The organism is Klebsiella sp. S69 (assembly GCF_016516145.1).
Taxonomy (GTDB): Bacteria; Pseudomonadota; Gammaproteobacteria; order Enterobacterales; family Enterobacteriaceae; genus Klebsiella; species Klebsiella oxytoca.
On record NZ_JACVUU010000012.1, the window covers coordinates 118,263 to 144,670 of the forward strand.

Annotated in this window: 23 protein-coding genes; 10 read left to right on the forward strand and 13 right to left on the reverse strand. The window is 56.5% G+C overall.

Going from position 1 to position 26,408, the window contains the following annotated elements; all coding sequences use genetic code 11:
* Nucleotides 1-18 precede the first annotated feature (18 nt).
* The gene (gene fbp / locus IAE27_RS13570; RefSeq protein WP_004109008.1) at nucleotides 19-1,017 is read left to right on the forward strand and encodes a class 1 fructose-bisphosphatase; all 999 of its coding nucleotides are present in this window, start codon (nucleotides 19-21) and stop codon (nucleotides 1,015-1,017) included.
* Between the two features lie 36 nt (nucleotides 1,018-1,053).
* Here fbp and IAE27_RS13575 read toward each other — a convergent pair whose 3' ends face one another.
* From IAE27_RS13575 to ytfQ, 5 genes are all read right to left on the reverse strand, one after another.
* Complete coding sequence (locus tag IAE27_RS13575) at nucleotides 1,054-1,566, reverse strand: DUF2569 domain-containing protein (protein ID WP_070557038.1); 513 nt, start codon at nucleotides 1,564-1,566, stop codon at nucleotides 1,054-1,056.
* Nucleotides 1,567-1,678: 112 nt separating this feature from the next.
* On the reverse strand, nucleotides 1,679-2,680 hold the full coding sequence (gene yjfF / locus IAE27_RS13580) for a galactofuranose ABC transporter, permease protein YjfF (RefSeq protein ID WP_154022315.1): 1,002 nt from the start codon (nucleotides 2,678-2,680) through the stop codon (nucleotides 1,679-1,681).
* Nucleotides 2,667-3,692 carry a galactofuranose ABC transporter, ATP-binding protein YtfT gene (gene ytfT, locus IAE27_RS13585; RefSeq protein WP_154022314.1) on the reverse strand — a complete coding sequence of 342 codons (1,026 nt, stop codon included), beginning with the start codon at nucleotides 3,690-3,692 and terminating at the stop codon, nucleotides 2,667-2,669. The genes yjfF and ytfT overlap by 14 nt, the downstream gene beginning before the upstream one ends.
* Before the next feature lie 10 nt (nucleotides 3,693-3,702).
* Nucleotides 3,703-5,205, reverse strand: a complete 1,503-nt coding sequence (gene ytfR, locus IAE27_RS13590) for a galactofuranose ABC transporter, ATP-binding protein YtfR (RefSeq protein ID WP_004109019.1) — start codon at nucleotides 5,203-5,205, stop codon at nucleotides 3,703-3,705.
* 186 nt (nucleotides 5,206-5,391) lie between these two features.
* Nucleotides 5,392-6,348: a galactofuranose ABC transporter, galactofuranose-binding protein YtfQ gene (gene ytfQ / locus IAE27_RS13595; protein WP_004117462.1), complete on the reverse strand. Its 957-nt coding sequence runs from the start codon at nucleotides 6,346-6,348 to the stop codon at nucleotides 5,392-5,394.
* Between the two features lie 403 nt (nucleotides 6,349-6,751).
* On the opposite strand from ytfQ, the gene ppa reads away from it, so the two are divergent.
* Nucleotides 6,752-7,279: an inorganic diphosphatase gene (gene ppa / locus IAE27_RS13600; protein ID WP_004109025.1), complete on the forward strand. Its 528-nt coding sequence runs from the start codon at nucleotides 6,752-6,754 to the stop codon at nucleotides 7,277-7,279.
* A gap of 149 nt (nucleotides 7,280-7,428) precedes the next feature.
* Here ppa and IAE27_RS13605 read toward each other — a convergent pair whose 3' ends face one another.
* Genes IAE27_RS13605 through tamA form a run of 3 tightly spaced genes read right to left on the reverse strand, consistent with a single transcriptional unit; the run spans nucleotide 7,429 to nucleotide 13,282 of the window.
* Nucleotides 7,429-7,773: a gamma-glutamylcyclotransferase gene (locus tag IAE27_RS13605; RefSeq protein ID WP_004098039.1), complete on the reverse strand. Its 345-nt coding sequence runs from the start codon at nucleotides 7,771-7,773 to the stop codon at nucleotides 7,429-7,431.
* A gap of 2 nt (nucleotides 7,774-7,775) precedes the next feature.
* Complete coding sequence (gene tamB / locus IAE27_RS13610; RefSeq protein ID WP_004109028.1) at nucleotides 7,776-11,552, reverse strand: autotransporter assembly complex protein TamB; 3,777 nt, start codon at nucleotides 11,550-11,552, stop codon at nucleotides 7,776-7,778.
* The gene (gene tamA / locus IAE27_RS13615; RefSeq protein WP_004109036.1) at nucleotides 11,549-13,282 is read right to left on the reverse strand and encodes an autotransporter assembly complex protein TamA; all 1,734 of its coding nucleotides are present in this window, start codon (nucleotides 13,280-13,282) and stop codon (nucleotides 11,549-11,551) included. Before tamA ends, tamB begins: the two co-directional genes overlap by 4 nt.
* Nucleotides 13,283-13,490: 208 nt before the next feature.
* Between tamA and msrA the strand changes: the two genes are divergently transcribed.
* Both msrA and IAE27_RS13625 read left to right on the forward strand, forming a co-directional pair.
* The gene (msrA, locus tag IAE27_RS13620) at nucleotides 13,491-14,129 is read left to right on the forward strand and encodes a peptide-methionine (S)-S-oxide reductase MsrA (protein WP_004109039.1); all 639 of its coding nucleotides are present in this window, start codon (nucleotides 13,491-13,493) and stop codon (nucleotides 14,127-14,129) included.
* Nucleotides 14,130-14,314: 185 nt separating this feature from the next.
* Complete coding sequence (locus IAE27_RS13625; RefSeq protein ID WP_004109043.1) at nucleotides 14,315-15,658, forward strand: hemolysin family protein; 1,344 nt, start codon at nucleotides 14,315-14,317, stop codon at nucleotides 15,656-15,658.
* A gap of 222 nt (nucleotides 15,659-15,880) precedes the next feature.
* Here IAE27_RS13625 and IAE27_RS13630 read toward each other — a convergent pair whose 3' ends face one another.
* A complete protein-coding gene (locus IAE27_RS13630; RefSeq protein WP_004098023.1) occupies nucleotides 15,881-16,087 on the reverse strand; it encodes a DUF1107 domain-containing protein in 207 nt (68 codons plus the stop codon).
* A 322-nt stretch (nucleotides 16,088-16,409) separates the two neighbouring features.
* Here IAE27_RS13630 and IAE27_RS13635 point away from each other — a divergent pair, with 322 nt between their 5' ends.
* Nucleotides 16,410-16,967 (forward strand): YtfJ family protein, encoded by a 558-nt coding sequence (locus tag IAE27_RS13635; protein WP_004109045.1) that lies wholly within the window; start codon nucleotides 16,410-16,412, stop codon nucleotides 16,965-16,967.
* Here IAE27_RS13635 and cysQ read toward each other — a convergent pair.
* Nucleotides 16,957-17,700 (reverse strand): 3'(2'),5'-bisphosphate nucleotidase CysQ, encoded by a 744-nt coding sequence (gene cysQ / locus IAE27_RS13640; RefSeq protein WP_004109048.1) that lies wholly within the window; start codon nucleotides 17,698-17,700, stop codon nucleotides 16,957-16,959. The two genes, IAE27_RS13635 and cysQ, sit on opposite strands and share 11 nt — an antisense overlap.
* A gap of 192 nt (nucleotides 17,701-17,892) precedes the next feature.
* On the opposite strand from cysQ, the gene IAE27_RS13645 reads away from it, so the two are divergent.
* The gene (locus IAE27_RS13645; RefSeq protein WP_004109051.1) at nucleotides 17,893-19,836 is read left to right on the forward strand and encodes a bifunctional 2',3'-cyclic-nucleotide 2'-phosphodiesterase/3'-nucleotidase; all 1,944 of its coding nucleotides are present in this window, start codon (nucleotides 17,893-17,895) and stop codon (nucleotides 19,834-19,836) included.
* A 52-nt stretch (nucleotides 19,837-19,888) separates the two neighbouring features.
* Here IAE27_RS13645 and IAE27_RS13650 read toward each other — a convergent pair whose 3' ends face one another.
* Nucleotides 19,889-20,266 carry a winged helix-turn-helix transcriptional regulator gene (locus tag IAE27_RS13650; protein ID WP_187326144.1) on the reverse strand — a complete coding sequence of 126 codons (378 nt, stop codon included), beginning with the start codon at nucleotides 20,264-20,266 and terminating at the stop codon, nucleotides 19,889-19,891.
* 90 nt (nucleotides 20,267-20,356) lie between these two features.
* Between IAE27_RS13650 and IAE27_RS13655 the strand changes: the two genes are divergently transcribed.
* From IAE27_RS13655 to ytfE, 4 genes are all read left to right on the forward strand, one after another.
* Nucleotides 20,357-21,205: an SDR family oxidoreductase gene (locus tag IAE27_RS13655; protein WP_016809353.1), complete on the forward strand. Its 849-nt coding sequence runs from the start codon at nucleotides 20,357-20,359 to the stop codon at nucleotides 21,203-21,205.
* 80 nt (nucleotides 21,206-21,285) lie between these two features.
* The gene (locus tag IAE27_RS13660; protein ID WP_016809354.1) at nucleotides 21,286-22,110 is read left to right on the forward strand and encodes an AraC family transcriptional regulator; all 825 of its coding nucleotides are present in this window, start codon (nucleotides 21,286-21,288) and stop codon (nucleotides 22,108-22,110) included.
* A 75-nt stretch (nucleotides 22,111-22,185) separates the two neighbouring features.
* A complete protein-coding gene (locus IAE27_RS13665; RefSeq protein ID WP_162556154.1) occupies nucleotides 22,186-23,157 on the forward strand; it encodes a DMT family transporter in 972 nt (323 codons plus the stop codon).
* Between the two features lie 82 nt (nucleotides 23,158-23,239).
* Nucleotides 23,240-23,902, forward strand: coding sequence for an iron-sulfur cluster repair protein YtfE (ytfE, locus tag IAE27_RS13670; RefSeq protein WP_070557045.1), 663 nt, complete (start codon nucleotides 23,240-23,242; stop codon nucleotides 23,900-23,902).
* Between the two features lie 132 nt (nucleotides 23,903-24,034).
* Here ytfE and cycA read toward each other — a convergent pair whose 3' ends face one another.
* On the reverse strand, nucleotides 24,035-25,438 hold the full coding sequence (cycA, locus tag IAE27_RS13675; RefSeq protein WP_004109063.1) for a D-serine/D-alanine/glycine transporter: 1,404 nt from the start codon (nucleotides 25,436-25,438) through the stop codon (nucleotides 24,035-24,037).
* A gap of 305 nt (nucleotides 25,439-25,743) precedes the next feature.
* The gene (gene fklB, locus IAE27_RS13680) at nucleotides 25,744-26,364 is read right to left on the reverse strand and encodes an FKBP-type peptidyl-prolyl cis-trans isomerase (protein WP_004109064.1); all 621 of its coding nucleotides are present in this window, start codon (nucleotides 26,362-26,364) and stop codon (nucleotides 25,744-25,746) included.
* Nucleotides 26,365-26,408: the final 44 nt, after the last annotated feature.

The following is a 26,408-nucleotide window of genomic DNA, read 5'->3' on the forward strand; positions in this document are numbered from 1 at the left end:
ACATGCAGGGAACGGGTTATGAAAACGTTAGGTGAATTTATTGTCGAAAAGCAGCACGAGTTCTCTCACGCAACGGGCGAGCTGACTGCTTTGTTGTCGGCGATAAAGTTAGGCGCCAAGATCATCCACCGCGATATCAACAAGGCCGGTCTGGTCGATATCCTGGGTGCCAGCGGTGCTGAAAACGTTCAGGGCGAGGTGCAGCAAAAACTCGACCTGTTTGCCAATGAAAAGCTGAAAGCCGCACTGCGAGCACGCGATATTGTTGCCGGGATCGCCTCTGAAGAAGAAGATGAAATCGTCGTCTTTGAAGGCTGTGAACACGCCAAATACGTGGTGCTGATGGACCCTCTGGATGGCTCCTCTAACATCGACGTTAACGTCTCCGTCGGGACGATTTTCTCTATCTATCGCCGCGTCACGCCGGTGGGTACTCCCGTCACCGAAGAAGACTTCCTGCAGCCGGGTAACCGCCAGGTCGCCGCCGGCTATGTGGTTTACGGCTCCTCGACGATGCTGGTTTATACCACCGGCTGCGGCGTCCACGCCTTTACCTACGACCCGTCCCTTGGCGTGTTCTGCCTGTGCCAGGAACGCATGCGCTTCCCGGAAAAGGGGAATACCTACTCGATTAACGAAGGTAACTACATCAAGTTCCCGATGGGCGTGAAGAAGTACATCAAGTACTGCCAGGAAGAAGATAAAGAGACCCAGCGCCCGTATACCTCGCGCTATATCGGCTCGCTGGTAGCGGATTTCCACCGCAACCTGCTCAAAGGCGGCATCTACCTCTACCCGAGCACCGCCAGCCACCCGGACGGTAAACTGCGTCTGCTGTACGAGTGCAACCCGATGGCGTTCCTCGCTGAACAGGCGGGCGGCAAGGCCAGCGACGGTAAAGAGCGCATTCTGGATATTATCCCGGAAAGCCTGCATCAGCGCCGCTCTTTCTTCGTCGGCAATAACCATATGGTCGAAGACGTCGAGAACTTTATTAAAGAGTTCCCGGACGCGTAATATTCAGACGCCGGATAATTCCGGCGTCTATTTGCTTTAGTTCACGAAGGTGAGTTTGACGCGTTTCGACAGGCGGAAATAAGGTATCCAGATGATTATCTGCAGCGCGCATGAGGCCAAAATTTTTATATCTTCAACCTCCAGCCCGACACCATAAAAATGCGCAGCAATCCAGCAGTCGACGGCGTAGAGAATCGTGGTGAACAGAACCCAGACAGTATAATAATTTGGCAACTGACGTTTCTTCCTGAAAAACAACATCGTCGTATAAACTGCCAATAACCAAAGAAATAGTGCCCCAGCCGCTTCAAACAGCGCAAACGCTCTAAACTCCTCTTCAACATCCAGAAAAACCGTCACCGTATTACATATCCCAACGATCTGTAAAAGCGAGCTGAGCGTCAGGGTTAAAGCCGGCAGATAAAGCCAGCCGCCGATACCGGTATATTTTTTATCCTTACAGGTTTTACAATAACGCGCCGGAGGCAATACCTTTTGCCCACAGCTGGCGCACTTGCCTGATAATCCTTCACCTTCAACCATATCCATTAATAGCGTTCCTTTGCTCAAAATATCCCTTTTCAGGGTGCCTGTTGTATCAGGCACCTATCATGGATGAACGTGGCGAGTAGGTACATAAGTTGAGCGAAAAACCAGAATACTACTCAGCAGTCGCACGCACATTTACCCTTGTCACCGGCGAACTCTGCCGATTCTCCCACAGCACCGTCAGGCCGCGCTGCAGCGCGATAAAGATAAACAGCAGAATACCGATGGCGATCTTGGTCCACCATGAACTAAGAGTACCGTCGAAGTTGATATAGGTTTGAATCAGCCCCTGAATGGCGACGCCAAACAGGGTGCCGAGAACCGTGCCCACGCCACCGCTTAACAGCGTGCCGCCGATCACCACCGAAGCAATGGCGTCCAGCTCGACGCCAACCCCTGCCAGCGCATAACCCGCCTGGGTATAAATAGAGAAGACGATCCCCGCCAGCGTCGCCAGACCGGTAGAGAGCATATAGATGCGAATCGTCGTGCTCCGCGTGGAGATCCCCATCAGGTTGGCCGACGTCGCGTTACCGCCAATGGCGTAAACCTGATTGCCAAAGCGGGTGCGGTGGGCCATAAAAATACCACCGAACACCACCAGCAGCATCAACAGCCCCATGGCGCTCAGACGACCGCCGCCGGGGATGGTCCATGCCAGTCCGGAAAGCGCGTCATACACCGGATGATTGATGGGAATCGACTCCTCCGAAACCAGATAGCTGACGCCGCGCAGAAAAAACATCCCGGCAAGCGTGATGATAAACGCCGGGATCTTCAACGCATCGATGAGCAGCCCCATAAAGGCGCCAAAAGCGCAGCCCATCACCAGCACTAGCGGAAATGCCACCAGCGGCGAGATCCCCCAGAAACCGATCGCTTTGGCGAGGAATACCCCGGTGAAGGCGATCACCGACCCCACCGACAGATCGATCCCGCCGGAGAGGATCACGAACGTCATGCCGACGGCGATGATCCCGAGAAAAGCATTGTCGGTCAGGATATTGCAGATCACCCGCGTCGAGGCAAAGCCGGGAAACTGCGTCAGGCAGTAAAGGTATCCCAGTACGAAGACCGCGAGGGTAATCATTAACGGTAAATTACGTTTTATCATGGCCACGCATCCCCTTCAGTATGCTGATAAAGCGCGGCGACTGGACGATCAGTACGCATAGCACCACCACCGCTTTGACTACCTGATTAAGCTCCGGCGGGAAACCGGACAGCAGGATCCCGGTATTCATGCCCTGGATAATCAGCGCCCCGACAACCGAGAGCAGCAGATTAAAGCGCCCGCCCATCAGCGAGCCGCCGCCGATAACGACCGCCAGAATGGCATCCAGCTCCAGCCATAGCCCGGCGTTATTGGCATCCGCGCCGCGAATATCCGCCGCGACGATAATGCCGGCGATGGCCGCGCATACTCCGCTCAGCACGTAGGCCAGCATCACGACGATGCGGGTATTTACCCCGGCGTTTTTCGCCGCACGAATGTTAATCCCCACCGCTTCGATAAACATCCCCAGCGCGGTTTTGCGGGTAAACAGCCAGAACAGCACCAGCGTAACGATGGCGATTATCACCGGCGTCGGGAACAGCAGCAGCGATCCGCTGCCCAGCCAGGCCAGCGGCGGGGAGTCAAAAGTGACGATCTGCCCGGAGGTGATCAGCTGCGCCACGCCGCGTCCGGCGACCATCAGGATCAGCGTGGCGACAAACGGCTGGATCTTCAGCACCGCCACAAGAATACCGTTCCACAGGCCCGCCAGCGCGCCGGCTCCCAGCGAAGCCAGCAGCACAATCGGCAGGCTGTGTCCCGCCACGGTCATTGACGCCGCCGTTGCGCCGGCAATCGCCATCACCGCCCCGACGGAGAGGTCAATCCCGCCGGTGGCGATAACCAGCGTCATGCCGATCGCCAGCAGCGCCACCGGCGCGGCGCGGTTCAAAATATCAATCGGGCTGCCGAACAGTCGCCCCTCCTGGAGCACGATCTGGTAGAAATGCGGGGCGACCAGGCTGTCAACCACCAGCACCAGCAGCAGCGCAACGATCTGCGGCATCCCTTTGGGCCAGTTAACGCGCCGTTTCGGCTGGCCGGTTTTCGGAACAGATTGAGGCATCATCGGTTACTCCTTATGCCGCAATAGCGTTCATGATCGCCGGCACGGAGAGCTCGCTCAGAGCCAGCTCCGCCACCTGCTGGCGATCGCGCATGATAATCACCCGATCGGCGTAACCCACCAGCTCTTCCAGCTCTGAAGAAATAACCAGCAGCGCCAGACCATCGGCGCACAGGGTTTCGATCAGGCGGATGATCTCGGCGTGGGCACCCACGTCAATACCGCGGGTGGGTTCATCGAGGATCAGGAACTGCGGTTTCGTCAGCAGCCAGCGGGAGAGAAGTACCTTTTGCTGATTACCGCCTGAGAGAAATTCGATCGGCTGTTCGGCGCTGGGGGTACGAATACCCAGCTGACGAATAAAACGTTCGGCAATCTCATTTTGTTCGCGCCGCCCAATCGGCCGCAGCCAGCCGCGCTGCGCCTGTAGCGCGAGAACAATATTTTCCCGCACCGAGGCGGCGGCGATAATGCCGTCGGTTTTGCGGTCCTCCGGGCAGAAGCCGATCCCGAGGCAGGATGCCTGATGCGGCGAGCGCAGGGTTTGCGGCTTGCCTTTGATCCACGCTTTGCCGCTGTCGGCGGGTTTAATGCCGAAGATAACCTCCGCCGTTTCCGTGCGCCCCGAGCCTAACAGACCCGCCAGGCCGACGATTTCACCGGGACGGACCTGCAGACTAAACGGTGCAATGGTGCCTTTTTTGCCAAAATCTTCGAAGGCGGCCACCGGCTTATCGCTGAGCAGGGTGCGGCCCGCGCGCTGCAGGGCGTTATGCTCCAGCTCGCGGCCCAGCATCATCTTCACCAGCTCAATTTGCGGCAGCTCGCGGGTTTCCCGGCAGCCGACAAAACCGCCGTTGCGCAGCACGGTGATGCGATCGCTGACGGCGTAAACCTGGTCGAGGAAATGGGTGACGAAAATCAGGCTGACCCCGCTATCGCGCAGCTGGCGCATCAAGGTGAAGAGCATCTCCACCTCCTGGGTATCCAGGCTGGCGGTCGGTTCATCAAGAATTAATACTTTTGCTGACAGGTCGATCGCCCGGCAGATGGCGACAATCTGCTGCATCGCCACTGAAAAGCGGTTCAGCGGCTCGCGTACATCAAGGGAAAAACCGTAGGATGCCATCAGCGCGGTGGCGCGCTTTTCCATCTCTTTACGCCGCAGCAGGCCAAAACGCCGGGGCTCACGGCCGATAAACAGATTGTCCGCCACCGACATGTTAGGCAGCAGGTTCACTTCCTGATAGACAGTACCAATCCCCAGCTGTTGGGCATGGGCAGTGTTTTTCGGCGAAATCGCCTGGCCTTCCAGCCAGATTGTCCCGCGGTCGGCGTGATAGACGCCGGTCAGCGCTTTAATCAGAGTAGATTTACCCGCGCCGTTTTCGCCTAGCAGAGCCATGATTTCGCCCCGGCGCAGGCTGAAATTAACGTTATCCAGCGCTTTCACGCCGGGGAAAAACTTGCTGAGCCCTTCCGTACGAAGGATTTCCTGATGCGATTCGCCGTTCATGCTCTCCCCTCACCTTTGCCCTCTCCCCGAGGGGAGGAGAGGGAAATCAGCCGTGCTATAGCGACCGGGGAAATCCCGGAGGCGGCGCTGCGCGCCTGTCCGGGCTACCCGCTCCGCAGACGGCGGTAAAACTGTAGCCCGGTCAGCGTAGCGCCACCGGGAACGTGGCCTGTTTTTAGCTACGACTCAGTAGCCCATATTTTTCTTCTTCTCTAACTCTTCTTTCGCCGTATCCGGCAGGTAGAGCGTCGATTGAGTGATGGTGACTTTTTCAGGCAGGGTGCCGTCTTTTTTGTATTTCTCCAGCGCATCGAACGCCGGGCCTGCCATATTCGGCGTCAGCTCGACGCTGGCGTTAGCTTCACCGGCCATCATCGCTTTATAGATATCCGGCACGCCGTCGATAGAGCCGGTGAGGATATCTTTGCCCGGCTTCAGCCCGGCTTCTTTAATCGCCTGAATAGCGCCAATCACCATGTCGTCGTTATGGGCGTAAACCATGCAGATGTTCTTGCCGTTGTTCTCCGCTTTGATAAAGCTTTCCATCACTTCTTTGCCCTTACTGCGGGTAAAGTCGCCGGACTGGGAACGGATAATTTTGATATTAGAGGCTTTAGAAATGGCTTCGGCGAAGCCTTTCTTACGGTCAATCGCCACGCTGGCGCCTACGGTCCCCTGCAGCTCAACAACGTTACACGGTTTGCCATCGACGGTTTTCACCAGCCACTCGCCGATCAGCTGGCCTTCCAGCACGTTGTTGGCGGTCACGGTGGTCATGTAGAGGTCTTTATCTTTAACATCAATGGAGCGGTCGAGCAGGAATACCGGGATTTTGGCCTCTTTCGCTTCTTTCAGTACCGGTTCCCAGCCGGTCGCCACCACCGGAGCGATGAAGATGGCATCGACGCCCTGAGCGATAAAAGAGCGGACGGCTTTAATCTGGTTTTCCTGTTTTTGCTGCGCGTCGGCAATCTTCAGAGTGATACCGCGCTTCGCGGCTTCCTCCTTCGCGACGTTGGTTTCTGCCGCACGCCAGCCGGATTCAGAGCCGACCTGTGAAAAACCCACGGTCAGAGGGGCAGCCATGGCCATAGACGACATAGCTGCGGAAACTGCGGTGACAAGAAGTAAGCGCTTCCACATAAGAGGATCCTCGTAGGGTTATTGTTGGATAAAGCCTCACCAGCGGACAAACTATAGACAATCGGAGATGTAACTGAATGCGTTACATCACACTTCAAAAAAGTTAATTAGATGTTAATCGGTGCGTTACTCTTCAGCGGAGAGCCGGTGAGGCTTCGCGACCCGCGCGAGCTTCGCCGTTTATGACGAAATTTTGCGCGCTTTGAGATATCAAGCATATGCAATGAAAACGGTTACATAATTTTATTCAGTATGCGGCTATGTTTATGGATTTTCAGGCTGTATTACGCCGAAAAATTCGGACTCCACCCACCCGTTCTGGGGAAAAAGAAGCGAAGACATTCGATGTGAGTTGGCTATAATACCGGGCACTTGTTTGCCATACATTTTAAAGGAAACAGACATGAGCTTACTCAACGTACCTGCGGGCAAAGATCTGCCGGAAGACATCTACGTCGTGATCGAGATCCCGGCGAACGCAGATCCTATCAAATACGAAGTCGACAAAGAGAGCGGTGCACTGTTCGTTGACCGTTTCATGTCCACGGCGATGTTCTATCCGTGCAACTACGGCTACATCAACCACACCCTGTCCCTGGACGGCGACCCGGTTGACGTTCTGGTCCCGACGCCGTACCCGCTGCAGCCGGGTTCCGTTATCCGCTGCCGTCCGGTTGGCGTACTGAAAATGACCGACGAATCCGGTGAAGATGCGAAACTGGTTGCGGTACCGCACACCAAGCTGAGCAAAGAATACGATCACATCAAAGATGTGAACGACCTGCCGGAACTGCTGAAAGCGCAGATCACCCACTTCTTCGAGCACTATAAAGACCTCGAAGCAGGCAAATGGGTTAAAGTTGACGGCTGGGACAACGCTGAAGCGGCGAAAGCCGAAATCGTGGCTTCCTTCGAGCGCGCTAAGAAGTAATTCTGCCGCACTCAGGTTCGCAAAAACACCGCCTCCGGCGGTGTTTTTTTTTGGGCGTTGCTCTATTGCTGAGCGGCGGCTGATGCCTTAGCGGGCCGACAACATCCCCCTATAAAAAACAACGCCACCCGAAGGTGGCGTTATCGTTATTAATACTGGTCTTTATCCAACCAGTTGCCGCTTTCTATCAGCGTGAAGCCCTCAACGGGGCGCTGATAGACATACATCCAGGCGCTACCGTAGGGCGTCTGGATCAGGTGACGAGCATACTCGCCGCCTTTAGTACGCAGCGCATCCAATTCAGCCAGCGTCGATGCGTCAATACGATAGACCTCACCATGTACCGTGCCATCGCCGGGCACCGCGCCTGGATAGTGGCCCAGGCTGTACAGTTGATAATCATTGACACTATGATCGCCCAGCCACTGAGCGTTGGTCATCCAGTGGCTGTTGCCTTGTTTGCGTCGTAAACTGCCGTAAACAAATATTCGCATTGCTAAAACTCAAACTGATAGAGCAAATCGAGAGCCTGGTCTACGCCAGACACGGCTTCCATATATAGCTTAGGCATCAGGCGATAACGTAACGTCAACGTCGCCAGGGAGTCAAAGATCCCTACCCCATATTTTACCTGCAGACCCGGCAGCACGTAGCCGCTGACCACCACCTGGGAGGAGTCGCCCACCCCTTCGGTATCCAGCGCCAGATTACTTACGCCAAACGTCTCGCCGATTTTACCCACAACCTGACCACTTTGTGCAACCCCCATACCAATAAGCATGGAGGTCATTGCCGCACTATCGCTCTGTCCGCTGCCCAAACCCTGCCCGCGCAGCAGGTAAGAGAGCGCTTCCTGCTGCGACATGGCCGGATCGGAGAAAATTTCCGCTTTCGGCTGATCGGCCGAACCGGTCACGCGAACGCCGGCGATCACGTCGTCTTCCGTGGCATCCGGATTACGAATGGCTTCGATGTTCAGCAGCGGCTGATCCGGCGGTCCGGAGAACAGCAGTTCGCCTTTACGCACGATCAGATCCTGGCCGTAGGCATGGAAGCGGCCTTCCGGGATATTAATCTGCCCGTTGAGGCCCAGCCCCTGTTTATCCTGAGCCACTTTCAAATCGCCGGTCAGACGCGCTTTCAGACCAAAGGCGTCGAGGCGAACGTTGTTGCCTACATGAATCGTCAGGTTGCTGTTAATCGGAATACCGGCGCTCTGCTGCTTAATCGGCTGCAGATTTTTATCCAGCATGACTTCGTCAGAAGAGACCCCAACGGCGCTTTCCGGCACTTCATTGACGACGATTCTTGCCCAGGGCACGTCAACGCTACCATCCAGGTTAAACAGGCTTGGCGTGGCGGTAAAGACGACATCTGGCGAAACATCCAGGCGCACCATCGGCGGCACGGTTATCCGCACCCGGCTGCCCTTCGCGGCAATCTGCGCGCGCCAGTTGTCAATCTGCGTCCAGTCGGCGTTACCGCTGAGCGCAATATGGCCCTGGCTGGTATTCACCGTCCCTTGTAGGGTCGAGCGGGTACCGGTGAAATTCATCGCCAGCTGGCTCGGCTGCATATCGAACGGCATAAAGTTGCCGTCAATATCCACGCCATTCAGCTGCATCTGCCCGTACAGCTGCGGGCTCTGTACGTTGCCGCCCAGCGTCAGACGCGCATTGAGCCGCCCTTCCGCCTTTTCACCGCGCGAGAAGATAGGGTTGATCATCGCCAGCGAGAAGTTGCTGATATTCACGTTCCCGCCCAGATTACGTCGGCCCTGCGGATCGGTGACCTGCACCTGCCCATCCAGTTGACCATTGTTGGTCAGGCGAATCAGCCAGCCCAGCTGGGCGCGATTGTTGTGCAGATCGGCCGTAAGATTCAGGGTATCGAACGCCACCGGCAGCGGCGCGTCGTTGACCGTCTGGGTCACCTTCACGTTACGTCCGCTCAGGGTGACCTTGCCCTGCGGTAGCCCCTCTTTGGTGGTGTCCCAGCTCACGTCGGCATTGCCGCTAAACACGCCGCTGGCCTGCGTCTCTTCCGGCATAAACGGCTTCAGCATCGCCAGGTCGAAACGGTTGAGATTCACTACCGCGCGCCCGCTCGCGCCGGCGTCAATGGTCTGCGGTACGCACAGTTCGGCATTCGGGTTAGTCCAGCAGTGCGGTCCAATGCTGATTTTCTGCTCGAGGTTACGGTAATCCAGCGCGATGTTGCGCGTCAGCGCCACCGGCCCTACCGGCGTCTGGAAGCGGGTATTGCTCAGCGTGCCTTTCCAGCGCTCCTCTTTGCGGTCAAAACTGCCTGCCAGCGACAGCTGTCCGGAAACCGGATCGCCCTGCACCCGCAGCTGCAGGTCGTGCTGTTTCTCGTTGCCCTTCGCGTTGAGCTGCACCAGGCTGATATTCACGCCCGGCTGGCTAATGCGGTCCACGCGTACGTCAAGATGACCGCCAATCTGGTCGGTGGATTTCACATCGCCCTTCACGTTCACCTGAGCCACCGATAGCTCCTGCCAGCGCAGCGCCCGGGCGGTGATATCCGCCAGCAGCTGCGGTGCATCGACGGTGCCGCGAACTTTTACTAATCCCTTCGCCGTCCCGCCCAGGCCCGGCAGGGCGTTATCGAGATGCGGCGCGTCAATGGTGGCGTCGAGGTTAAGATCTTTAACTCCCAGCTCGCCTTTCACGTCGGCGCTGTTGGGGCCCAGAGCCAGATGCAGGCCGGGGATTTTCCACTGCATATAGCTGTTGCCCTGCAGCGAACCGCTCACGTCGACTTTGTTTTGCTTCACGTTACCGGTGATTTTCAGCTCCGGTACCGACATCTGCCAGCTGCCGCCGTACAGGCTGCCCTGGGTCTTAATCAGTCCGTTGAGCTTCGACGGCCAGTCCGGTACCTCTTTAGCGGTGTTGATACCGTTAAGCGTCAGTTCGCCGCGCCAGCTGATCGCCTGCTGCCAGTCGAGCAGCGCTTTCAACTCGGTTTTTCCTTCGAGGGCGGCGACGGTGAGCTTGTCGAGATTCACCTGCTGCTCGTTGCCCTTCGCGTTCAGGCTAATTTTCGCTGGCGGCAGCGACTGCCCTTTCACCGCGGTGCTGAAGGCCAGCGTGTAGTCGGTCATCTTGCCGTTAAATTTCAGCAGTAGGTCGTCAGCCTGATACGCTTTCTCGCCGGTAAATGGCCAGTAAAGCTGCTTGCTTTTCACCTCCATATCCAGCGGCAGGCCGGCCTCCGCCAGCTGCGTTTCGGCGCGCAGCGTCATGGCGACAGGGCCGTTCAGATCCACGCCGAGCGTGAGCTTTTTACGCACTTCGCCGCCCACTTTGAGCTGCACTTTCTCGCCCTTGAGCGGGTCTACATTCAGCGTACCGTTGAGGGTGATATCGACCGGCCAGTTATCCTGCAGTTGTGCATTACCGGAAGCCGTCACTTTGCCCTGGTCAGAATCCACGTCCAGCGCGTCCAGCTTCATCTGCCCATCAATGCTGCTGACTTTGAGCAGCAGCGAGTAGATGGTCATATCGGTATCGCCGGTCAGACGCAGCTGCTCGCCGCGAAACTCCTGAATATTGAGATTCAACGGCAGATGGACATCGGTCATTTCCGGCAGCACCGGCTTCGAGAACAGGTCTTTCATCGTCTCGCCGAGCGGCTTTTCTTCCGGCTGCGGATTGTCAATTTTCGGCTCAACGACCTGCTCCTGGGCCACTTTCGCCACCTTCGGCAGCGCGATAAGCAGCCCCTGCAGCGAGGTTGGCGTCAGGGTCAGGTTTTTCTCTTGCCAGTTAAGCCCCGTGGAAAAATCGCGCAGCGAAACGGCCGTATCGTCAATTTTCACGTTGACGTTATGCAGCGCCACTCGGCTCAGGGTGATGGGGTAAGGCGTGGAGAGATTCAGCGGCCCGCTATCTTCTTCTTCAACCGGCGCCGCTGGCGGCATTTTGCTGGTATCGATCGCCACATAGATATCGCGCAGAGAAATATCGTTGACGCACAGGCTACTGTCCCACAGGCAGCGTAGTTTAACGCCAAGGTGGAACTGCCCGGCGGTGACCGCCACGCCCGGCTGCTCAAAGCGCACGTTCTCCAGCGTCAGATCGCGCCAGCCGCCGGTGGCTTTGCCAATTTCCAGCCCAGGGACCCAGCGATCGGCGGCTTTGATAACCAGATGCAGGCCAGTCGTCGTCCCCACCAGGAAACCTACCGTCCCCAGCAGCAGCACCAGAAAAATCAGTACGCCGAGGCTTATCTTCTTCCATAAACTCATAATTCAGGCCCCAGGCCGATATAAAACTGTAAACCGTGTTCTTCTTTGTCACCGATCGGTCTGGCGATATCCAGCTTGATTGGACCGACCGGGGACTGCCAGCGTACGCCGAGGCCAGCGCCGGTTTTAAAGTTGCTTTCGCGGATATCGCTCACCGCTTCGCCGCTATCGACGAACACCGCGCCCCACCATTTGCCGCTCACGTTGTACTGATACTCCAGCGAGCCGGTGGCCAGCTTCGAAGCCCCCATCAGCTTGCCGTCATCATCTTTTGGCGAGATAGATTTGTATTTATAACCGCGAATGCTGCGGTCGCCACCGGCGAAGAAACGCAGATCCGGCGGGACTTTGCTGAAGTTATCGGCCTCAATCCAGCCAAGGTTGCCGCGTACCACGAAGCGGTGGCGGTCATAAAGGGTGCGGATCCAGACGTCCTGCGCCTGCATCACGATAAAGTTAATATCCGAGCCCCACATGGTGTTGGAGTAGTCCACCGAATAGCGCTGTGAATCGCCCCAGGTCGGCATCAGGCCGCCGCGAGAACGGGTCCGGTTCACCGACACGCCGGGATAGATCAGCATCGTGGTATTGGTGACGTTGGCCTGGGTAAAGTGGTCGAGACTCCAGCGCAGGTTCAGCGCGCGCTGCCAGCCGCTCGACATCTCCCAATAGCGCGACACGGCCAGGGTGGTAGAATCCGCCTGGGTATCATTGAGATCGGTACGCTTAAAGCCGCCCTGCATCAGGTAGTACTGTTCAAGCGGGCTTTTTAGCAGCGGTACCTTGTAGCTGAAATCAAGCTGCTGTTCAGGAGCGGACAGGCTGAGGCTGGAGGTCAGGCTGTGGCCGTAGGAGTTCATCCACGGCTTTCTCCAGGTCCCTTTGACGCGCGGCCCGACGTCGGTTGAGTAGCCGACCCCGGTCTCAACAGTATTCTCTTTGCGCGGAGAAACCACGCCCTGCAAAGGCAACACTTTCGTCTGGCGGGACTTCTCAAACTGCGGCGCCACGACGACGGAACTGAACCAGCCGGTCGCCGCCAGGCGGCGGTTGAGTTCGGCGAGATCCTGCGAGGTGTAATAGTCGCCCTGCTTAAACGGCACCAGATTTTGCAGATATTCGTCGCGAATTTGCGAGCCCTCAAAGGTCACCGGGCCAAAGCGGTAGCGCTCGCCGCTGTTGTAGTCGATATCCCAGAAGGCCTGATGACGGTCAAGAGAAACCCCAAGCTGGCTTTTATTAAACTCGCTATCGAAGTAGCCCTTACGCAGCGCGACCCGGGTCAGAGAGCTTTTAAAGCTATCATAATCACCGTGATTGAGGATGGTACCGATGGCCGGTCGCGTGTTTAACAAATCCAGATAGTCGCGATCGGTTCGGGCTCCGCCGCGTAAAATGACTTCAGTGCCGCCAATGCGCACCGGTTCGCCGGGCGTGACTTTGGCGATCAGTACCTGGCGCCCCTTCGCCGGCGGCGGACGTAAATCAAAATCGATGGTGGGTTCATAGTAGCCGAGCGCTTTCAGACCTTCGCGGATAGCATCATCCACGCGCGCGCGAAAGCGCCGGTCCGGCGTAACTTCATCGCTCTGGATCGTAGAGAGTTGGGCGCGGACGTTTTTTTCCAGTTCCCCGGATAACCCCTCAACCTGCAAACGCACGTTCGCTGCGCTGGCGACCCCGCTGACCAGCAAAAGGCTGGTGATACATAACTGGCGGATTTGTAGCACGTTTTCTCCTGAATATCCTTGTTTCCCCCCGAAGGAAACGAAAGTGCCGCTCCACGGCTTAACAAAACCCTAACAACTAAGGGTTGAAAAATAGACGTTAACCCAAATAATTCTTATGTTTAAATCTAGACGTATTAAGCGTGGTTATTGTGTTAAAAGTCACGCTTGGTTACAACCTTAACCACATTTTCTGTTAGAGAGGCCCACCGTGAGTCTATTTGATAAAACGCATCTTGTCGCCCAAGCGGACGCGCTGCCGGGACGCAATACGCCGATGCCGGTGGCTACGCTCCACGCCGTCAATGGCCATTCGATGACCAACGTCCCCGCCGGAATGGAAGTCGCTCTGTTCGCCATGGGCTGTTTCTGGGGCGTCGAACGCCTGTTCTGGCAACTGCCCGGCGTTTATAGCACCGCCGCAGGTTACACCGGCGGCTACACGCCAAACCCCACCTATCGTGAAGTTTGCAGCGGCGAGACGGGCCATGCTGAGGCCGTGCGCGTGGTCTACGATCCGCAGGTTATCAGCTATGAGCAGCTGCTTCAGGTCTTCTGGGAAAATCACGACCCGGCGCAGGGCATGCAGCAGGGTAACGACCGCGGCACGCAGTATCGTTCCGCTATTTATCCGCTGACGCCGGAACAGAGCGAAGCCGCGAAAGCCAGCCTCGCGCGTTTCCAGGCGGCAATGAAGGAAGCCAACGACCCGCGCGCTATCACCACCGAGATCGCCACGGCAAAGCCGTTCTATTATGCGGAAGACGATCATCAGCAGTATCTGCATAAAAACCCCTACGGATACTGCGGTATCGGCGGGATTGGGGTTTGTTTACCGCCGCAGCCCTGATGCCGTTGACCCGTAATAGCAGGCTGCCGGATTGAATAATTTACGCTCTGGCGGCTTTACAGTACCTTACGCTATACTACGCCGTGTTATCGCCGGTCCAGAGCCTTCGGACCGGCTTTTTGTGAATTCCACTTAGCGTTATCCACTTCCCTTCCGAGGATCTGATCTCAACGGTCAGATAAGATATGTTAAACAGTATTTTAGTAATACTTTGTCTGATAGCCGTCAGTGCGTTCTTTTCGATATCGGAAATCTCGCTGGCCGCATCACGTAAAATCAAACTCAAGCTGCTGGCCGATGACGGCAACGTCAACGCTCAACGCGTGCTGAAGATGCAGGAAAACCCCGGTATGTTCTTTACCGTGGTGCAAATCGGCCTCAACGCGGTAGCGATTCTCGGCGGTATCGTCGGCGATGCTGCATTTTCGCCGGCGTTTCACGGCCTCTTTAGTCGCTATATGTCCCCCGAGCTCTCCGAGCAGCTGAGCTTTATTATCTCCTTTACCCTGGTCACCAGCCTGTTCATTCTGTTTGCTGACCTGACCCCGAAACGCATCGGTATGATTGCGCCTGAAGCCGTCGCTTTACGCATCATCAACCCGATGCGCTTCTGCCTGTTTCTCTTCCGCCCGCTGGTGTGGTTGTTCAACGGCATGGCCAACAACATCTTCCGCCTGTTCAAAATTCCGATGGTGCGTAAAGACGACATTACCTCCGATGATATTTACGCCGTAGTGGAAGCCGGCGCGCTGGCCGGGGTGCTGCGTAAGCAGGAGCATGAGCTGATTGAGAACGTGTTTGAGCTGGAGTCGCGCACCGTGCCTTCGTCCATGACTTCGCGTGAAAACGTCATCTGGTTCGATCTCCATGAAGATGAACAGAGCCTGAAGAATAAAGTTGCAGAGCATCCGCACTCTAAGTTCCTGGTGTGTAACGAAGATATCGACCACATCATCGGCTACGTTGACTCCAAAGACCTGCTGAACCGCGTGCTGGCGAACCAAAGCCTGGTGCTGACCGGCGGCGTGCAGATTCGCAATACGCTGATTGTCCCGGATACCCTGACGCTGTCTGAAGCGCTGGAAAGCTTTAAAACCGCCGGTGAAGACTTCGCCGTGATCATGAACGAGTATGCGCTGGTCGTCGGGATTATCACCCTTAACGACGTGATGACCACCCTGATGGGCGATCTGGTCGGCCAGGGGCTGGAAGAGCAGATCGTCGCACGCGATGAGAACTCCTGGCTGATTGACGGCGGCACGCCGATCGACGACGTTATGCGGGTGCTGGATATCGATGATTTCCCACAGTCCGGAAATTACGAGACCATTGGCGGCTTTATGATGTTTATGCTGCGTAAAATTCCCAAGCGGACCGACGCGGTGAAGTTCTCCGGCTATAAATTCGAGGTGGTGGATATCGACAACTACCGCATCGATCAGTTGCTGGTGACCCGCATCGACAATAAGCCGACGGTGCTGGTGCCCAAGCTGCCGGACGCGGCGAACAGTGATAAAGAGTCAGCGTAACGCTTTCTCGCGAACACTGTTCTTCCCCCCCCTGTTGCCGGGCGGCGGCTAACGCCTTGCCCGGCCAATAAAGATCGCAATCTCATCAGATTACGCATTGCCCATCGATATACACTTAAGTCTGCGTATGCCGACCAATCTGGGGCTGATGCCGGGTCCAGAAACATCAACGGCTCCCTGGGGGAGCCGCCTTTTTACCGTGTAGTCATACCACTTTTCAGGTTATGCCATCTCTGTTTGTAGACGGCTGACCTGGCGGTTGACTTCGGACATCACTGACAAATGCAGCTTGTCCTTAACCTTCGGGATAAGGATTTTGCCCTTATCAAACTCAAAAGCGCCAACGTCCTTGATATACAAACGTCCACGGAACAGGATCTTCACGTACTTCGCTACTTGTAGCGGGTTGTAGCGTTGGAAAATTTTCATTGTTGTCTCCTGCCAGGGTTACGCTCCTGTGGTGCCACAGTTAGCCCACGTACCGGAATCGCAAATTTTAATGCCCTGAAACTATAGTCCAGAATCTGAGTGATACCCAGTTTGTATAAGTTTATTTACCTTATGATGACAATAATTCAGAGTTTTCGTTTCAGGCATCCGATGAAGGTAGTATAAGTCGCCGATTTTAGACGGAATTGTGCGTCAACACGCAAACTGGCACCATCATTGCGGGTAATGCCGATAAATCGCACTTATGATTAAAGCAGACCAAGTGGTCGGATCACCTGCAAAGATAATAAAAGGAAACACCATGACCCTACGTAGATTACTGGCCGTTTCATGTCTCCTGTTCCCACTGTTGGCCTCGGCGCATAACTTTGTCGACGGTCAGCGCGTTGCGCCGGTCGGCGTAGCGGATCGGGGAGAACTGGTGCTGGATAACGATAAATTTAGCTATAAAAGCTGGAATAGCGCGCAGCTGGCGGGAAAAGTGCGCGTCGTGATGCACATTGCCGGTCGCTCGTCGGCAAAAGAAAAAAACGCGACCTTAATTGAAGCCATTAAAAGCGCGAAGCTGCCGCACAACCGCTACCAAACGACGACTATCGTCAATACCGATGACGCTATCCCAGGCTCGGGAATGTTTGTCCGCAGCAGTATCGAGAACAATAAGCAGCTCTACCCCTGGTCACAGTTCATCGTCGACAGCAACGGCGCGGTGCGCAAAGCGTGGCAGCTCGAAGAAGAGAGTTCGGCCATCGTGGTGCTGGACAAAGAGGGTCGCGTGCAGTGGGCTAAAGACGGCGCGCTCAGCCAGCAGGAGGTGCAGCAGGTAGTGGGCCTGCTGCATAAGTTGCTTAATAAATAGAGACCCGGAAGCCGGGGTTGAGGAACGATTCACGCGGCGTGTAATCAAGAGTACGCCCCTGCCAGTCGTGAACGTGCGCCCCGGCGGCGCTGGCGACCGCATGACCGGCCGCGGTATCCCAGGTACTTGTCGGCCCGAAGCGCGGGTAAAGCTGGGCCTGCCCTTCAGCGACCAGACAGAACTTCAGCGACGAACCAATTGAGGTGGTCTGGTGTTCGCCAAGCTGCTCAAGATACTCCTGCAGCTCCGGGTCATTGCCGTGTGAACGGCTAATCACCACCAGCGGCGGGCGCGCATCGCGGACCTGAATCTGCTTGCGAACGCCGCACTCCTCTTTCCATGCTTTGCCCTTTTCCGCGCTGTACATCACCTTCATCACCGGCGCGTAGACCACGCCCAGGGTCGGTTTACCGTTTTCAATCAAGGCGATATTGACGGTAAACTCGCCGTTGCGCTTGATAAACTCTTTGGTGCCGTCCAGCGGGTCCACCAGCCAGTAGCGCTGCCAGTGCTGGCGCACCTCCCAGGCCGGCGGATCCTCTTCCGACAGAACCGGAATATCGGGCGTCAGGGCCAGCAGGCCGCTGATAATCACCTTGTGCGCCGCAATATCCGCGGCCGTGACCGGAGAATCGTCCTTCTTGCTGGTAACGTCCATCGGCTGTTTTCCATCGTAAACTTCCATGATGGCATCGCCCGCATTCCGTGCAAGCTGACATACTTGTTCTAACATTCTCCACCTCGTCTGGTTACAGTGGCGTTAACTCGTTGTTTTATTTATATCGCATCATTGTGAGTTCCGCTATCTGTGATAACGATGGCGGTTTCCTTCACCGCTTTTCTGGCATGATTCACATTTCTGTAAGCAACAGAATGTAAATACATTTTCTTCTGTGCCACTGCTCATATAAAAAGGACGCCACTGATGATTAAGTTTAGCGCAACGCTGCTGGCCACGCTGATCGCCGCCAGCGTAAATGCGGCAACGGTCGATTTGCGGATCATGGAAACCACCGATCTGCACAGTAATATGATGGACTTTGACTATTACAAAGATGCCGCCACGGAAAAATTTGGCCTGGTGCGTACCGCAACCTTGATTGAGAAAGCGCGTCAGGAAGTCAGCAATAGCGTACTGGTCGATAACGGCGATGTTATTCAGGGCAGCCCGCTGGGTGACTATATGGCCGCAAAGGGTCTGAAAGAGGGCGATGTTCACCCGGTCTACAAGGCGATGAATACCCTGGATTATGTCGTGGGCAACCTCGGCAACCACGAGTTTAACTACGGGCTCGACTTCCTGCATAAAGCGCTGGCAGGGGCGAAGTTCCCCTACGTGAACGCCAATATTATCGACGTCAAAACCGGCAAACCGATGTTTACGCCTTATCTGATTCAGGATACCCAGGTGAAGGATAGCGACGGCAAAACGCAGACGCTGCGCATTGGCTATATCGGCTTCGTACCACCGCAGATAATGACCTGGGATAAGGCCAATCTTAGCGGCAAGGTGACCGTTAACGACATTACCGCAACCGCACGCAAGTTTGTCCCGGAAATGCGCGAAAAAGGCGCGGACGTGGTGGTGGTCATTGCCCACTCCGGCCTCTCCGCCGACCCGTATCAGGCCATGGCGGAGAACTCCGTTTACTATTTAAGCCAGGTGCCTGGGGTCGATGCCATTATGTTCGGCCACGCTCACGCCGTCTTCCCGAGCAAAGATTTTGCCGGTATCAAAGGCGCGGATATCGCGAAAGGTACGCTGAACGGCGTACCGGCAGTGATGCCGGGCATGTGGGGCGATCACCTTGGGGTGGTCGATCTGGTCCTGAACAACGACAGCGGCAAATGGCAGGTCAGCGCAGCGAAAGCCGAAGCGCGGCCGATCTACGACTCGGTGGCGAAGAAATCGCTGGCGGCAGAAGACAGCAACATGGTGGCGGTATTAAAAGCCGACCATGACGCCACCCGCGAGTTTGTCGGCAAACCGATTGGTAAATCCTCGGATAATATGTACAGCTACCTGGCGCTGGTGCAGGACGACCCAACCGTACAGGTGGTCAATATGGCCCAGAAGGCCTACGTTGAGCACTATATTCAGGGCGACCCGGATCTGGCGAAGCTGCCGGTACTCTCCGCCGCCGCGCCGTTTAAAGTCGGCGGACGTAAAAATGACCCGGCCAGCTTTGTTGAAGTGGAAAAAGGGCAGCTCACCTTCCGCAACGCCGCCGACCTCTACCTGTATCCCAACACCCTGGTGGTGATGAAAGTCAGCGGTAAAGAGGTTAAAGAGTGGCTGGAGTGCTCCGCCGGACAGTTCAATCAAATTGATCCCGCCAGCAGCAAGCCGCAGTCGCTGATTAACTGGGACGGCTTCCGCACCTACAACTTCGACGTGATTGACGGCGTGAACTACCAGATCGATATCACCCAGCCGGCGCGCTACGACGGCGAATGCAACAGCGTGAATCCGCAGGCCGAGCGAATTAAGCATCTGACCTTTAACGGCAAGCCAATCGATCCGAACGCCACTTTCCTCGTCGCAACCAATAACTACCGCGCCTACGGCGGTAAATTCCAGGGCACCGGCGAGGATCATATCGCGTTCGCCTCACCGGATGAAAACCGCTCGGTGCTGGCGGCCTGGATTGGCGCGGAGTCGAAGAAAAACGGCGAGATCCATCCGGCGGCGGATAACAACTGGCGCCTGGCGCCGATCCACAGCACAGTACCGCTGGATATTCGCTTTGAAACCTCACCGGGCGACAAGGCCGCGGCATTTATCAAAGAGAAAGCGCAATACCCGATGCGCCAGGTGGCTACCGACGATATCGGCTTTGCTATTTATCAGCTGGATTTGAGTAAATAATTGCCGGTTCCCCGGTTGTGCTGCGCTTACCGGGGCTACACTGACATCAACCTCAGGCTACCTGTTCGTGGTTCGCCAGAACCGCGGGCAGGTTCAGCTCAATCCAGTCCGCCAGCGCCGCCACCTTCTCGCTCACCTGCTCACCGAGCGGAGTCAGACTATATTCAACGTGCGGCGGCACCACCGGATACGACACGCGTTTAAGAAAGCCGTCCTGTTCCAGCGCCTGGAGCGACTGGGCCAGCATTTTTTCGCTGACGCCGCCGATCTTACGCCGCAGATCGCTAAACCGATGGGTGCCATCGCGCAGGGACACCAAAATCAGTACGCCCCAGCGGCTGGTCACGTGTTTGAGCACTTCCCGCGAGGGGCACTGTTCGGCAAACAGGTTGCCGTTACGTAGCTGCTCGCTCAGCGTCAGATTCGCCATATTCATACTTACCTTTTTGTACGTACTTACTAAAAGTTAGTTAAGGTGTTAGCTTACCACAACTGCCAATGAACACGAAGGAGAAGACCCATGATCGCAATTACCGGCGCAACCGGCCAGCTTGGCCAACACGTCCTGGAAAACCTGTTAAAAACCGTCCCCGCGGGCCAGGTTGTGGCTATCGTGCGCAACCCGGCAAAAGCCGAATCGCTGAGCCAAAGGGGCATAGGGGTTCGTCAGGCCGACTACAGTGATGAAGCGGCCCTGACCGCCGCCCTACAGGGCGTGGACAAACTGTTGCTGATCTCTTCCAGCGAGGTCGGCCAGCGCGCCGTCCAGCACCGCAACGTGATTAATGCAGCGAAAGCGGCCGGCGTGAAATTTATCGCCTATACCAGCCTGCTGCACGCCGATACCTCCCCGTTGGGGCTGGCGGATGAACATATCGCCACCGAGCAGATGCTCGCCGACTCCGGCATTGCATATGCCCTGCTGCGCAACGGCTGGTACACCGAAAACTATCTCGCCAGCGCGCCGCCGGCGATTGAGCACGGCGTGTTTATCGGCGCTGCCGGTAACGGCAAAATCGCCTCTGCTACCCGCGCGGATTACGCCGCCGCTGCCGCTCGCGTTATCGCCGAAGAGGGCCACGCCGGAAAAGTGTATGAACTGGCGGGCGATGTGGCGTGGACTTTGAGCGAACTCGCCGCTGAGCTGAGCAAACAAAGCGGTAAAAACGTGGTGTATCAAAACCTCAGCGAAGCCGACTTCGCCGCCGCGCTGAAGGGCGTCGGCCTGCCCGCAGGCCTGGCAGATATGCTGGCGAATTCTGATACCGGCGCCTCCAAAGGCGGGCTGTTCGACGATAGCCGCACCCTGAGTAAGCTCATCGGTCGCCCAACCACGACGCTGGCAGAGAGCGTCAAAGGCATTCTGTAACTGTTACATAGTGGTTAATTTTTGTAGCATCCCGGCGGGCCATCCTCAATAATGCACGGATGTCCGTCGGGAGTTATCGCATGCAAGGCGTACCGGAACAGTTTAATGATGAAAGAGACAGCGCGCGCTTTCGCCATCTGGCGCAGCTGCCCGGCGTTGAGCTGTATCATGCCCACATCTCCCGCTACGCCTTTGAACCGCACACCCATGAAGCCTTTGGTATCGGCGCGATAGAGCTCGGCGCCGAGCGTTTTCGCTATCGCGGCAGCCAGCATGTGGCTTCGGTTAACTCTATCGTCACCATGAATCCCGATGAACTGCATACCGGCGAGGCGGAGACTGCCGACGGCTGGCGCTATCGGATGATTTATCTCGACCCGGATACGCTGGAAAAGGTGACCGGCGTGCGCCACTGGTGGTTCAGCGAAGTGGTGCGTCAGGACCCGCTTCGCTCCCGGCAAATCGGCAATCTCATCTACGGCCTGTGGCATACTGACGATCCGCTCGCGCAGCAGGGTCTGCTGCTGGATTTAATCGATACCTTCCGGCCGTTCGCTCACCACGCCACTGCGCTGCCCGAAGCTCGCCACCGCTTCGAGCGGGTACGAGACTATCTGCATGATAACTATATGCGTACGGTGACCCTCGATGAGCTGGCGCAGGTGGCGGCGCTGAGCCCGTACCATTTCCAGCGCCAGTTCAAAGCGCATTTCCACGTTACGCCGCACCAGATGTTAATGGCCATTCGCCTGTGGCGCGCCAAAGCGTTTCTCACCCACGGTATGCCCGCTGCCGACGTCGCTCTCGCCGCCGGACTGACCGACCAGTCGCACCTGACCCGCGCGTTTACCCGCCGTTACGGCATTACCCCGGTACGTTATCAAAAGCAGGTTCTCCCGCGCTAATGCGCAACCTCATACAATATTCCCGCTAAAGCCTCTCCTACACTGTCGCCAACAAAAAGAGTAATGGAAAGCATGATGATTAGTGGTGTGCTGTACGCCCTGCTGGCAGGGCTGATGTGGGGATTGATATTCGTGGGCCCTTTACTGGTGCCTGAATACCCGGCTGTTTTACAGTCGATGGGGCGCTATCTGGCGCTGGGGCTGATCGCCCTGCCGCTGGCCTGGCTGGGCCGCGCGCGGCTGCGCCAGCTCGCCAGGAAAGACTGGTGGACGGCGCTGGGACTGACCCTGATGGGCAACTTAATCTATTACGTCTGCCTGGCCAGCGCGATTCAGCGTACCGGCGCGCCGGTGTCGACCATGATTATCGGCACTCTGCCGGTCGTGCTGCCGGTTTTCGCCAACCTGCTCTATAGCCAGCGCGATGGAAAGCTGCCGTGGCGGCAACTGTTCCCGGCGCTGGTCTGTATTGCCTTCGGCCTGGCATGCGTCAATATCGCTGAACTGCATCAGGGCTTACCCGATTTCAGCCCGTGGCGCTACGGCTCCGGTATCTTGCTGGCGTTGATCTCGGTGGTGTGCTGGGCCTGGTACGCGCTGCGCAACGCCCGTTGGCTGCGGGAAAACCCGGATAAACCGCCGATGATGTGGGCTACCGCGCAGGCGCTGGTGACCCTGCCGGTATCGCTGGTCGGATACCTTATCGCCTGCGGGTGGCTGCATGGACAGCACCCGGACTTTCCGCTCCCCTTCGGCCCGCGCCCGGCGGTGTTCGTCACCCTGATGCTGGCGATCGCTATCTTCTGTTCATGGGTTGGGGCGTGGTGCTGGAACGTTGCCAGCCAGCGTCTGCCAACGGTGATCCTCGGGCCGCTGATCGTCTTCGAAACCCTTGCCGGACTGCTGTATACCTTTATTCTGCGCCAGAGTCTGCCCCCGCTTCTGACCCTAAGCGGTATTCTGCTGCTGGTGCTCGGTGTGGTGTCTGCCGTGCGTGCTCGTCCGGAAAAACCCGTGCTGCAGAAACTGGTCAGCGAGAAAAAATAGCCTGGTACCCTAAAGGGGTATTCCCTGGAACATAAGATGCATTTAAAATACAACTTATATTCTTGATGACGAGGTAACTGCTATGGCTTTCCGTGACCAACCTTTAGGCGAGCTGGCGCTGACGATTCCGCGCGCCTCCGCGCTGTTCCGTAAGTACGATATGGACTACTGCTGCGGCGGCAAACAGACGCTGGATCGCGCGGCATCTCGCAAAGAGCTGGACGTCGCGGTGATTGAAGCCGAGCTGGCAAAACTGGCGGAAGAGCCGGTAGAGCGCGACTGGCGGGTTGCGCCCTATGCGGAAATTATCGATCACATTATCGTTCGCTATCACGACAGGCATCGCGAGCAGCTGCCGGAGCTGATTTTACAGGCCACCAAAGTCGAGCGCGTTCACGCCGACAAGCCCAGCGTTCCGAAAGGCTTAACCAAGTATCTGACCATGCTGCACCAGGAGCTTTCCAGCCATATGATGAAAGAGGAGCAGATTCTGTTCCCGATGATCAAACAGGGCATGGGAACGCAGGCCGGCGGTCCTATCAGCGTGATGGAAAGCGAGCATGATGAAGCGGGCGAGCTGCTGGAGGTGATTAAGCACATCACGCAGAACGTGACGCCGCCAGCGGAAGCCTGCACCACCTGGAAAGCGATGTACAACGGCATCAACGAACTGATTGATGACCTGATGGAGCACATCAGTCTCGAAAATAACGTGCTGTTCCCGCGTGCCCTCGCCGGAAAGTAAATAAAAAGGCGCCCGCAGGCGCCCTCGACATTGTCAGTCTTATTGGCCACCCCGGGTGGCCTTTTTTATGACGGGCGTCCTGCCCCCTTCGGGCCGTTGCAAGCAACGTTAAACATCTCTCCCGAGGATTTTTTATTTCGCCAGACGCTTCTTGCCGGCAAAAAGCCAGCCCGCGCCGAGCAGTACAAACCACAGCGGGGTCACCATCAGCGCTTCGCGGGTATCGGCTTCCAGCGTCAGTAGCACCAGCACAAAGACGAAGAATGCCATGCACACCCAGCACATCAGTTTGCCCAGCGGCATCTTATATTTGGACTGCTCATGCAGCTGCGGACGTTTCCTGCGATAGGCCAGATACGAGCACAGGATAATCGTCCAGACGAACATAAACAGGATCGCCGACACCGTAGTAATCATGGTAAACGCCGCAATGACGCTTGGATTGACCATCAGCATGACCACGCCGCCCAGCAGACACATACAGGAGAAGGTCAGGCCTTTCGCCGGTACCGCGCGTTTCGACAGCTTGGCGAACATTTTCGGCGCCTGCCCGTCCTGTGCCAGACCAAACAGCATACGGCTGGTAGAGAATACGCCGCTGTTAGCGGAAGAGGCCGCCGAGGTCAGCACCACGAAGTTGATCAGGCTCGCCGCCGCCGGCAGCCCGACCAGCACAAACAGCTCAACGAACGGGCTCTTTGACGGCACGACTGAGCTCCACGGAGTCACCGACATAATGACGATCAGCGCAAAGACGTAGAACATAATGATACGAATGGGAATCGAGTTAATCGCCCGCGGCAGGGATTTCTCAGGATCTTTCGTTTCCGCCGCCGTGGTTCCCACCAGTTCGATGCCCACGAAGGCGAAGACGGCGATCTGGAAGCCGGCAAAGAATCCGCTGATGCCTTTCGGGAACCAGCCGCCGTCATTCCACAGATGGGCGAAAGAGGCTTCCACGCCGGTCGGTGACTGGAAGTGCATCAGCACCATCACCAGGCCGACCACGATCAGCGCCACGATAGCGACAATTTTGATCATCGCAAACCAGAACTCCATCTCACCGAACATCTTCACGGTGGCGAGGTTAAGACCCAGCAGCAGCAGGATGACCGCCAGCGAGGCGACCCAGTCGGAGAGTCCCGGGAACCAGAACTGCGCGTAGGCGGTGATCGCCACCACGTCCGCCATCCCGGTCACCACCCAGCAGAACCAGTAGGTCCAGCCGGTGAAATAACCTGCCCAGGGGCCCAGCAGGTCGGCGGCAAAATCGCTGAATGACTTGTATTCGAGATTCGACAGCAGTAATTCACCCATGGCGCGCATGACGAAAAACAGCATGAAGCCGATGATCATATAAACAAAAATAATTGACGGCCCGGCAAGGCTGATGGTTTTGCCCGACCCCATAAACAGCCCGGTGCCTATCGCACCACCGATAGCGATAAGCTGAATATGCCGGTTAGTGAGATTTCGCCGCAGCGACTGTTCAGTCGGCGCCTGTTCGTCGGCAACGACTTTTACCTGATCTACCATGTGATTTTTCCTGTTGTACCTGTCTGTGTTGTTCGGGCTCTATTGGCCCTTCATTCGTATTAACCCCGGAACGAGGGTTTATCGATATTAGGTAAGAATCGGAGGGATGAATACTATGATTTAGAGATAATGTTAATTTTATGTTTAAAGTGAGTGTTATATCACTCCGGTTACGCGAAACAGCTCACAAAAATACACCCATTCAGCAGATATGCAATATAAAGCTCCAGCAAATGCCCAACTTAAGGGTTTTACACTATTTAAAGCGGCTCCCTCCCCCATACGGAAGAGGAAGCACCTGCTGTTTAAATAATGTCCAGCAGTTCAACTTCAAAAATCAGGGTACTGAACGGAGGAATGGATGCGCCCGCGCCGCGCTCGCCGTAGGCCAGGTTGTGCGGAATCGTCAGTTCCCATTTAGAGCCTACCGGCATCAGGGTCAGCGCTTCAATCCAGCCGCCGATCACGCCGGTCACCGGGAACTCAGCCGGTTCGCCGCGCGCAACGGAGCTATCGAAGACGGTGCCATCGATCAGTTTGCCGGTGTAGTGAACGCGAACGCGGTCAGTACGCGCCGGGATCGGGCCTTCACCCTGGGTCAGTACGCGGAACTGCAGGCCAGATTCGGTGCTGTTCACGCCTTCGCGCTCGCGGTTTTCTTCCAGGTATTTCTCGCCATCCGCGGCCATTTCCTGGAAACGTTCGCGACGCACGGCGTCAGCGCGTTCGTGAATTTCACGCAGCGCGCGGTGAACGGCTTCCACCGGCACCTGCGGCTGTTTACCTTCCAGCGCGTCAGCAATACCCGCGACCAGCGCTTCCGGCAGCAGCCCCTGCAGGCCAGATTCGCTCAGCTGTTGTCCAACCTGCAAGCCGATACCGTAACTTGCCTGTGCTTCAATCGTGTCAAAAGTAGGGGTTGCCATCTTTGTTCCTTTTTTGGGTGAGAATTTCATATTCCACGGCTTCA

Excerpts from the sequence above, each read along its gene's own strand:
- ytfT (WP_154022314.1), bottom strand. The coding sequence starts at position 3,692 with ATGATGCCTCAATCTGTTCCGAAAACCGGCCAGCCGAAACGGCGCGTT.
- IAE27_RS13655 (WP_016809353.1), top strand. The coding sequence starts at position 20,357 with ATGATCGCAATTACCGGCGCAACCGGCCAGCTTGGCCAACACGTCCTG.
- IAE27_RS13630 (WP_004098023.1), bottom strand. The coding sequence starts at position 16,087 with ATGAAAATTTTCCAACGCTACAACCCGCTACAAGTAGCGAAGTACGTG.
- cycA (WP_004109063.1), bottom strand. The coding sequence starts at position 25,438 with ATGGTAGATCAGGTAAAAGTCGTTGCCGACGAACAGGCGCCGACTGAA.
- IAE27_RS13635 (WP_004109045.1), top strand. The coding sequence starts at position 16,410 with ATGACCCTACGTAGATTACTGGCCGTTTCATGTCTCCTGTTCCCACTG.
- tamB (WP_004109028.1), bottom strand. The coding sequence starts at position 11,552 with ATGAGTTTATGGAAGAAGATAAGCCTCGGCGTACTGATTTTTCTGGTG.
- IAE27_RS13605 (WP_004098039.1), bottom strand. The coding sequence starts at position 7,773 with ATGCGAATATTTGTTTACGGCAGTTTACGACGCAAACAAGGCAACAGC.
- IAE27_RS13660 (WP_016809354.1), top strand. The coding sequence starts at position 21,286 with ATGCAAGGCGTACCGGAACAGTTTAATGATGAAAGAGACAGCGCGCGC.
- IAE27_RS13645 (WP_004109051.1), top strand. The coding sequence starts at position 17,893 with ATGATTAAGTTTAGCGCAACGCTGCTGGCCACGCTGATCGCCGCCAGC.
- fbp (WP_004109008.1), top strand. The coding sequence starts at position 19 with ATGAAAACGTTAGGTGAATTTATTGTCGAAAAGCAGCACGAGTTCTCT.
- ytfR (WP_004109019.1), bottom strand. The coding sequence starts at position 5,205 with ATGAACGGCGAATCGCATCAGGAAATCCTTCGTACGGAAGGGCTCAGC.
- IAE27_RS13665 (WP_162556154.1), top strand. The coding sequence starts at position 22,186 with ATGATTAGTGGTGTGCTGTACGCCCTGCTGGCAGGGCTGATGTGGGGA.
- IAE27_RS13575 (WP_070557038.1), bottom strand. The coding sequence starts at position 1,566 with ATGGATATGGTTGAAGGTGAAGGATTATCAGGCAAGTGCGCCAGCTGT.
- IAE27_RS13625 (WP_004109043.1), top strand. The coding sequence starts at position 14,315 with ATGTTAAACAGTATTTTAGTAATACTTTGTCTGATAGCCGTCAGTGCG.
- fklB (WP_004109064.1), bottom strand. The coding sequence starts at position 26,364 with ATGGCAACCCCTACTTTTGACACGATTGAAGCACAGGCAAGTTACGGT.
- ytfE (WP_070557045.1), top strand. The coding sequence starts at position 23,240 with ATGGCTTTCCGTGACCAACCTTTAGGCGAGCTGGCGCTGACGATTCCG.
- yjfF (WP_154022315.1), bottom strand. The coding sequence starts at position 2,680 with ATGATAAAACGTAATTTACCGTTAATGATTACCCTCGCGGTCTTCGTA.
- ppa (WP_004109025.1), top strand. The coding sequence starts at position 6,752 with ATGAGCTTACTCAACGTACCTGCGGGCAAAGATCTGCCGGAAGACATC.
- ytfQ (WP_004117462.1), bottom strand. The coding sequence starts at position 6,348 with ATGTGGAAGCGCTTACTTCTTGTCACCGCAGTTTCCGCAGCTATGTCG.
- IAE27_RS13650 (WP_187326144.1), bottom strand. The coding sequence starts at position 20,266 with ATGGCGAATCTGACGCTGAGCGAGCAGCTACGTAACGGCAACCTGTTT.
- cysQ (WP_004109048.1), bottom strand. The coding sequence starts at position 17,700 with ATGTTAGAACAAGTATGTCAGCTTGCACGGAATGCGGGCGATGCCATC.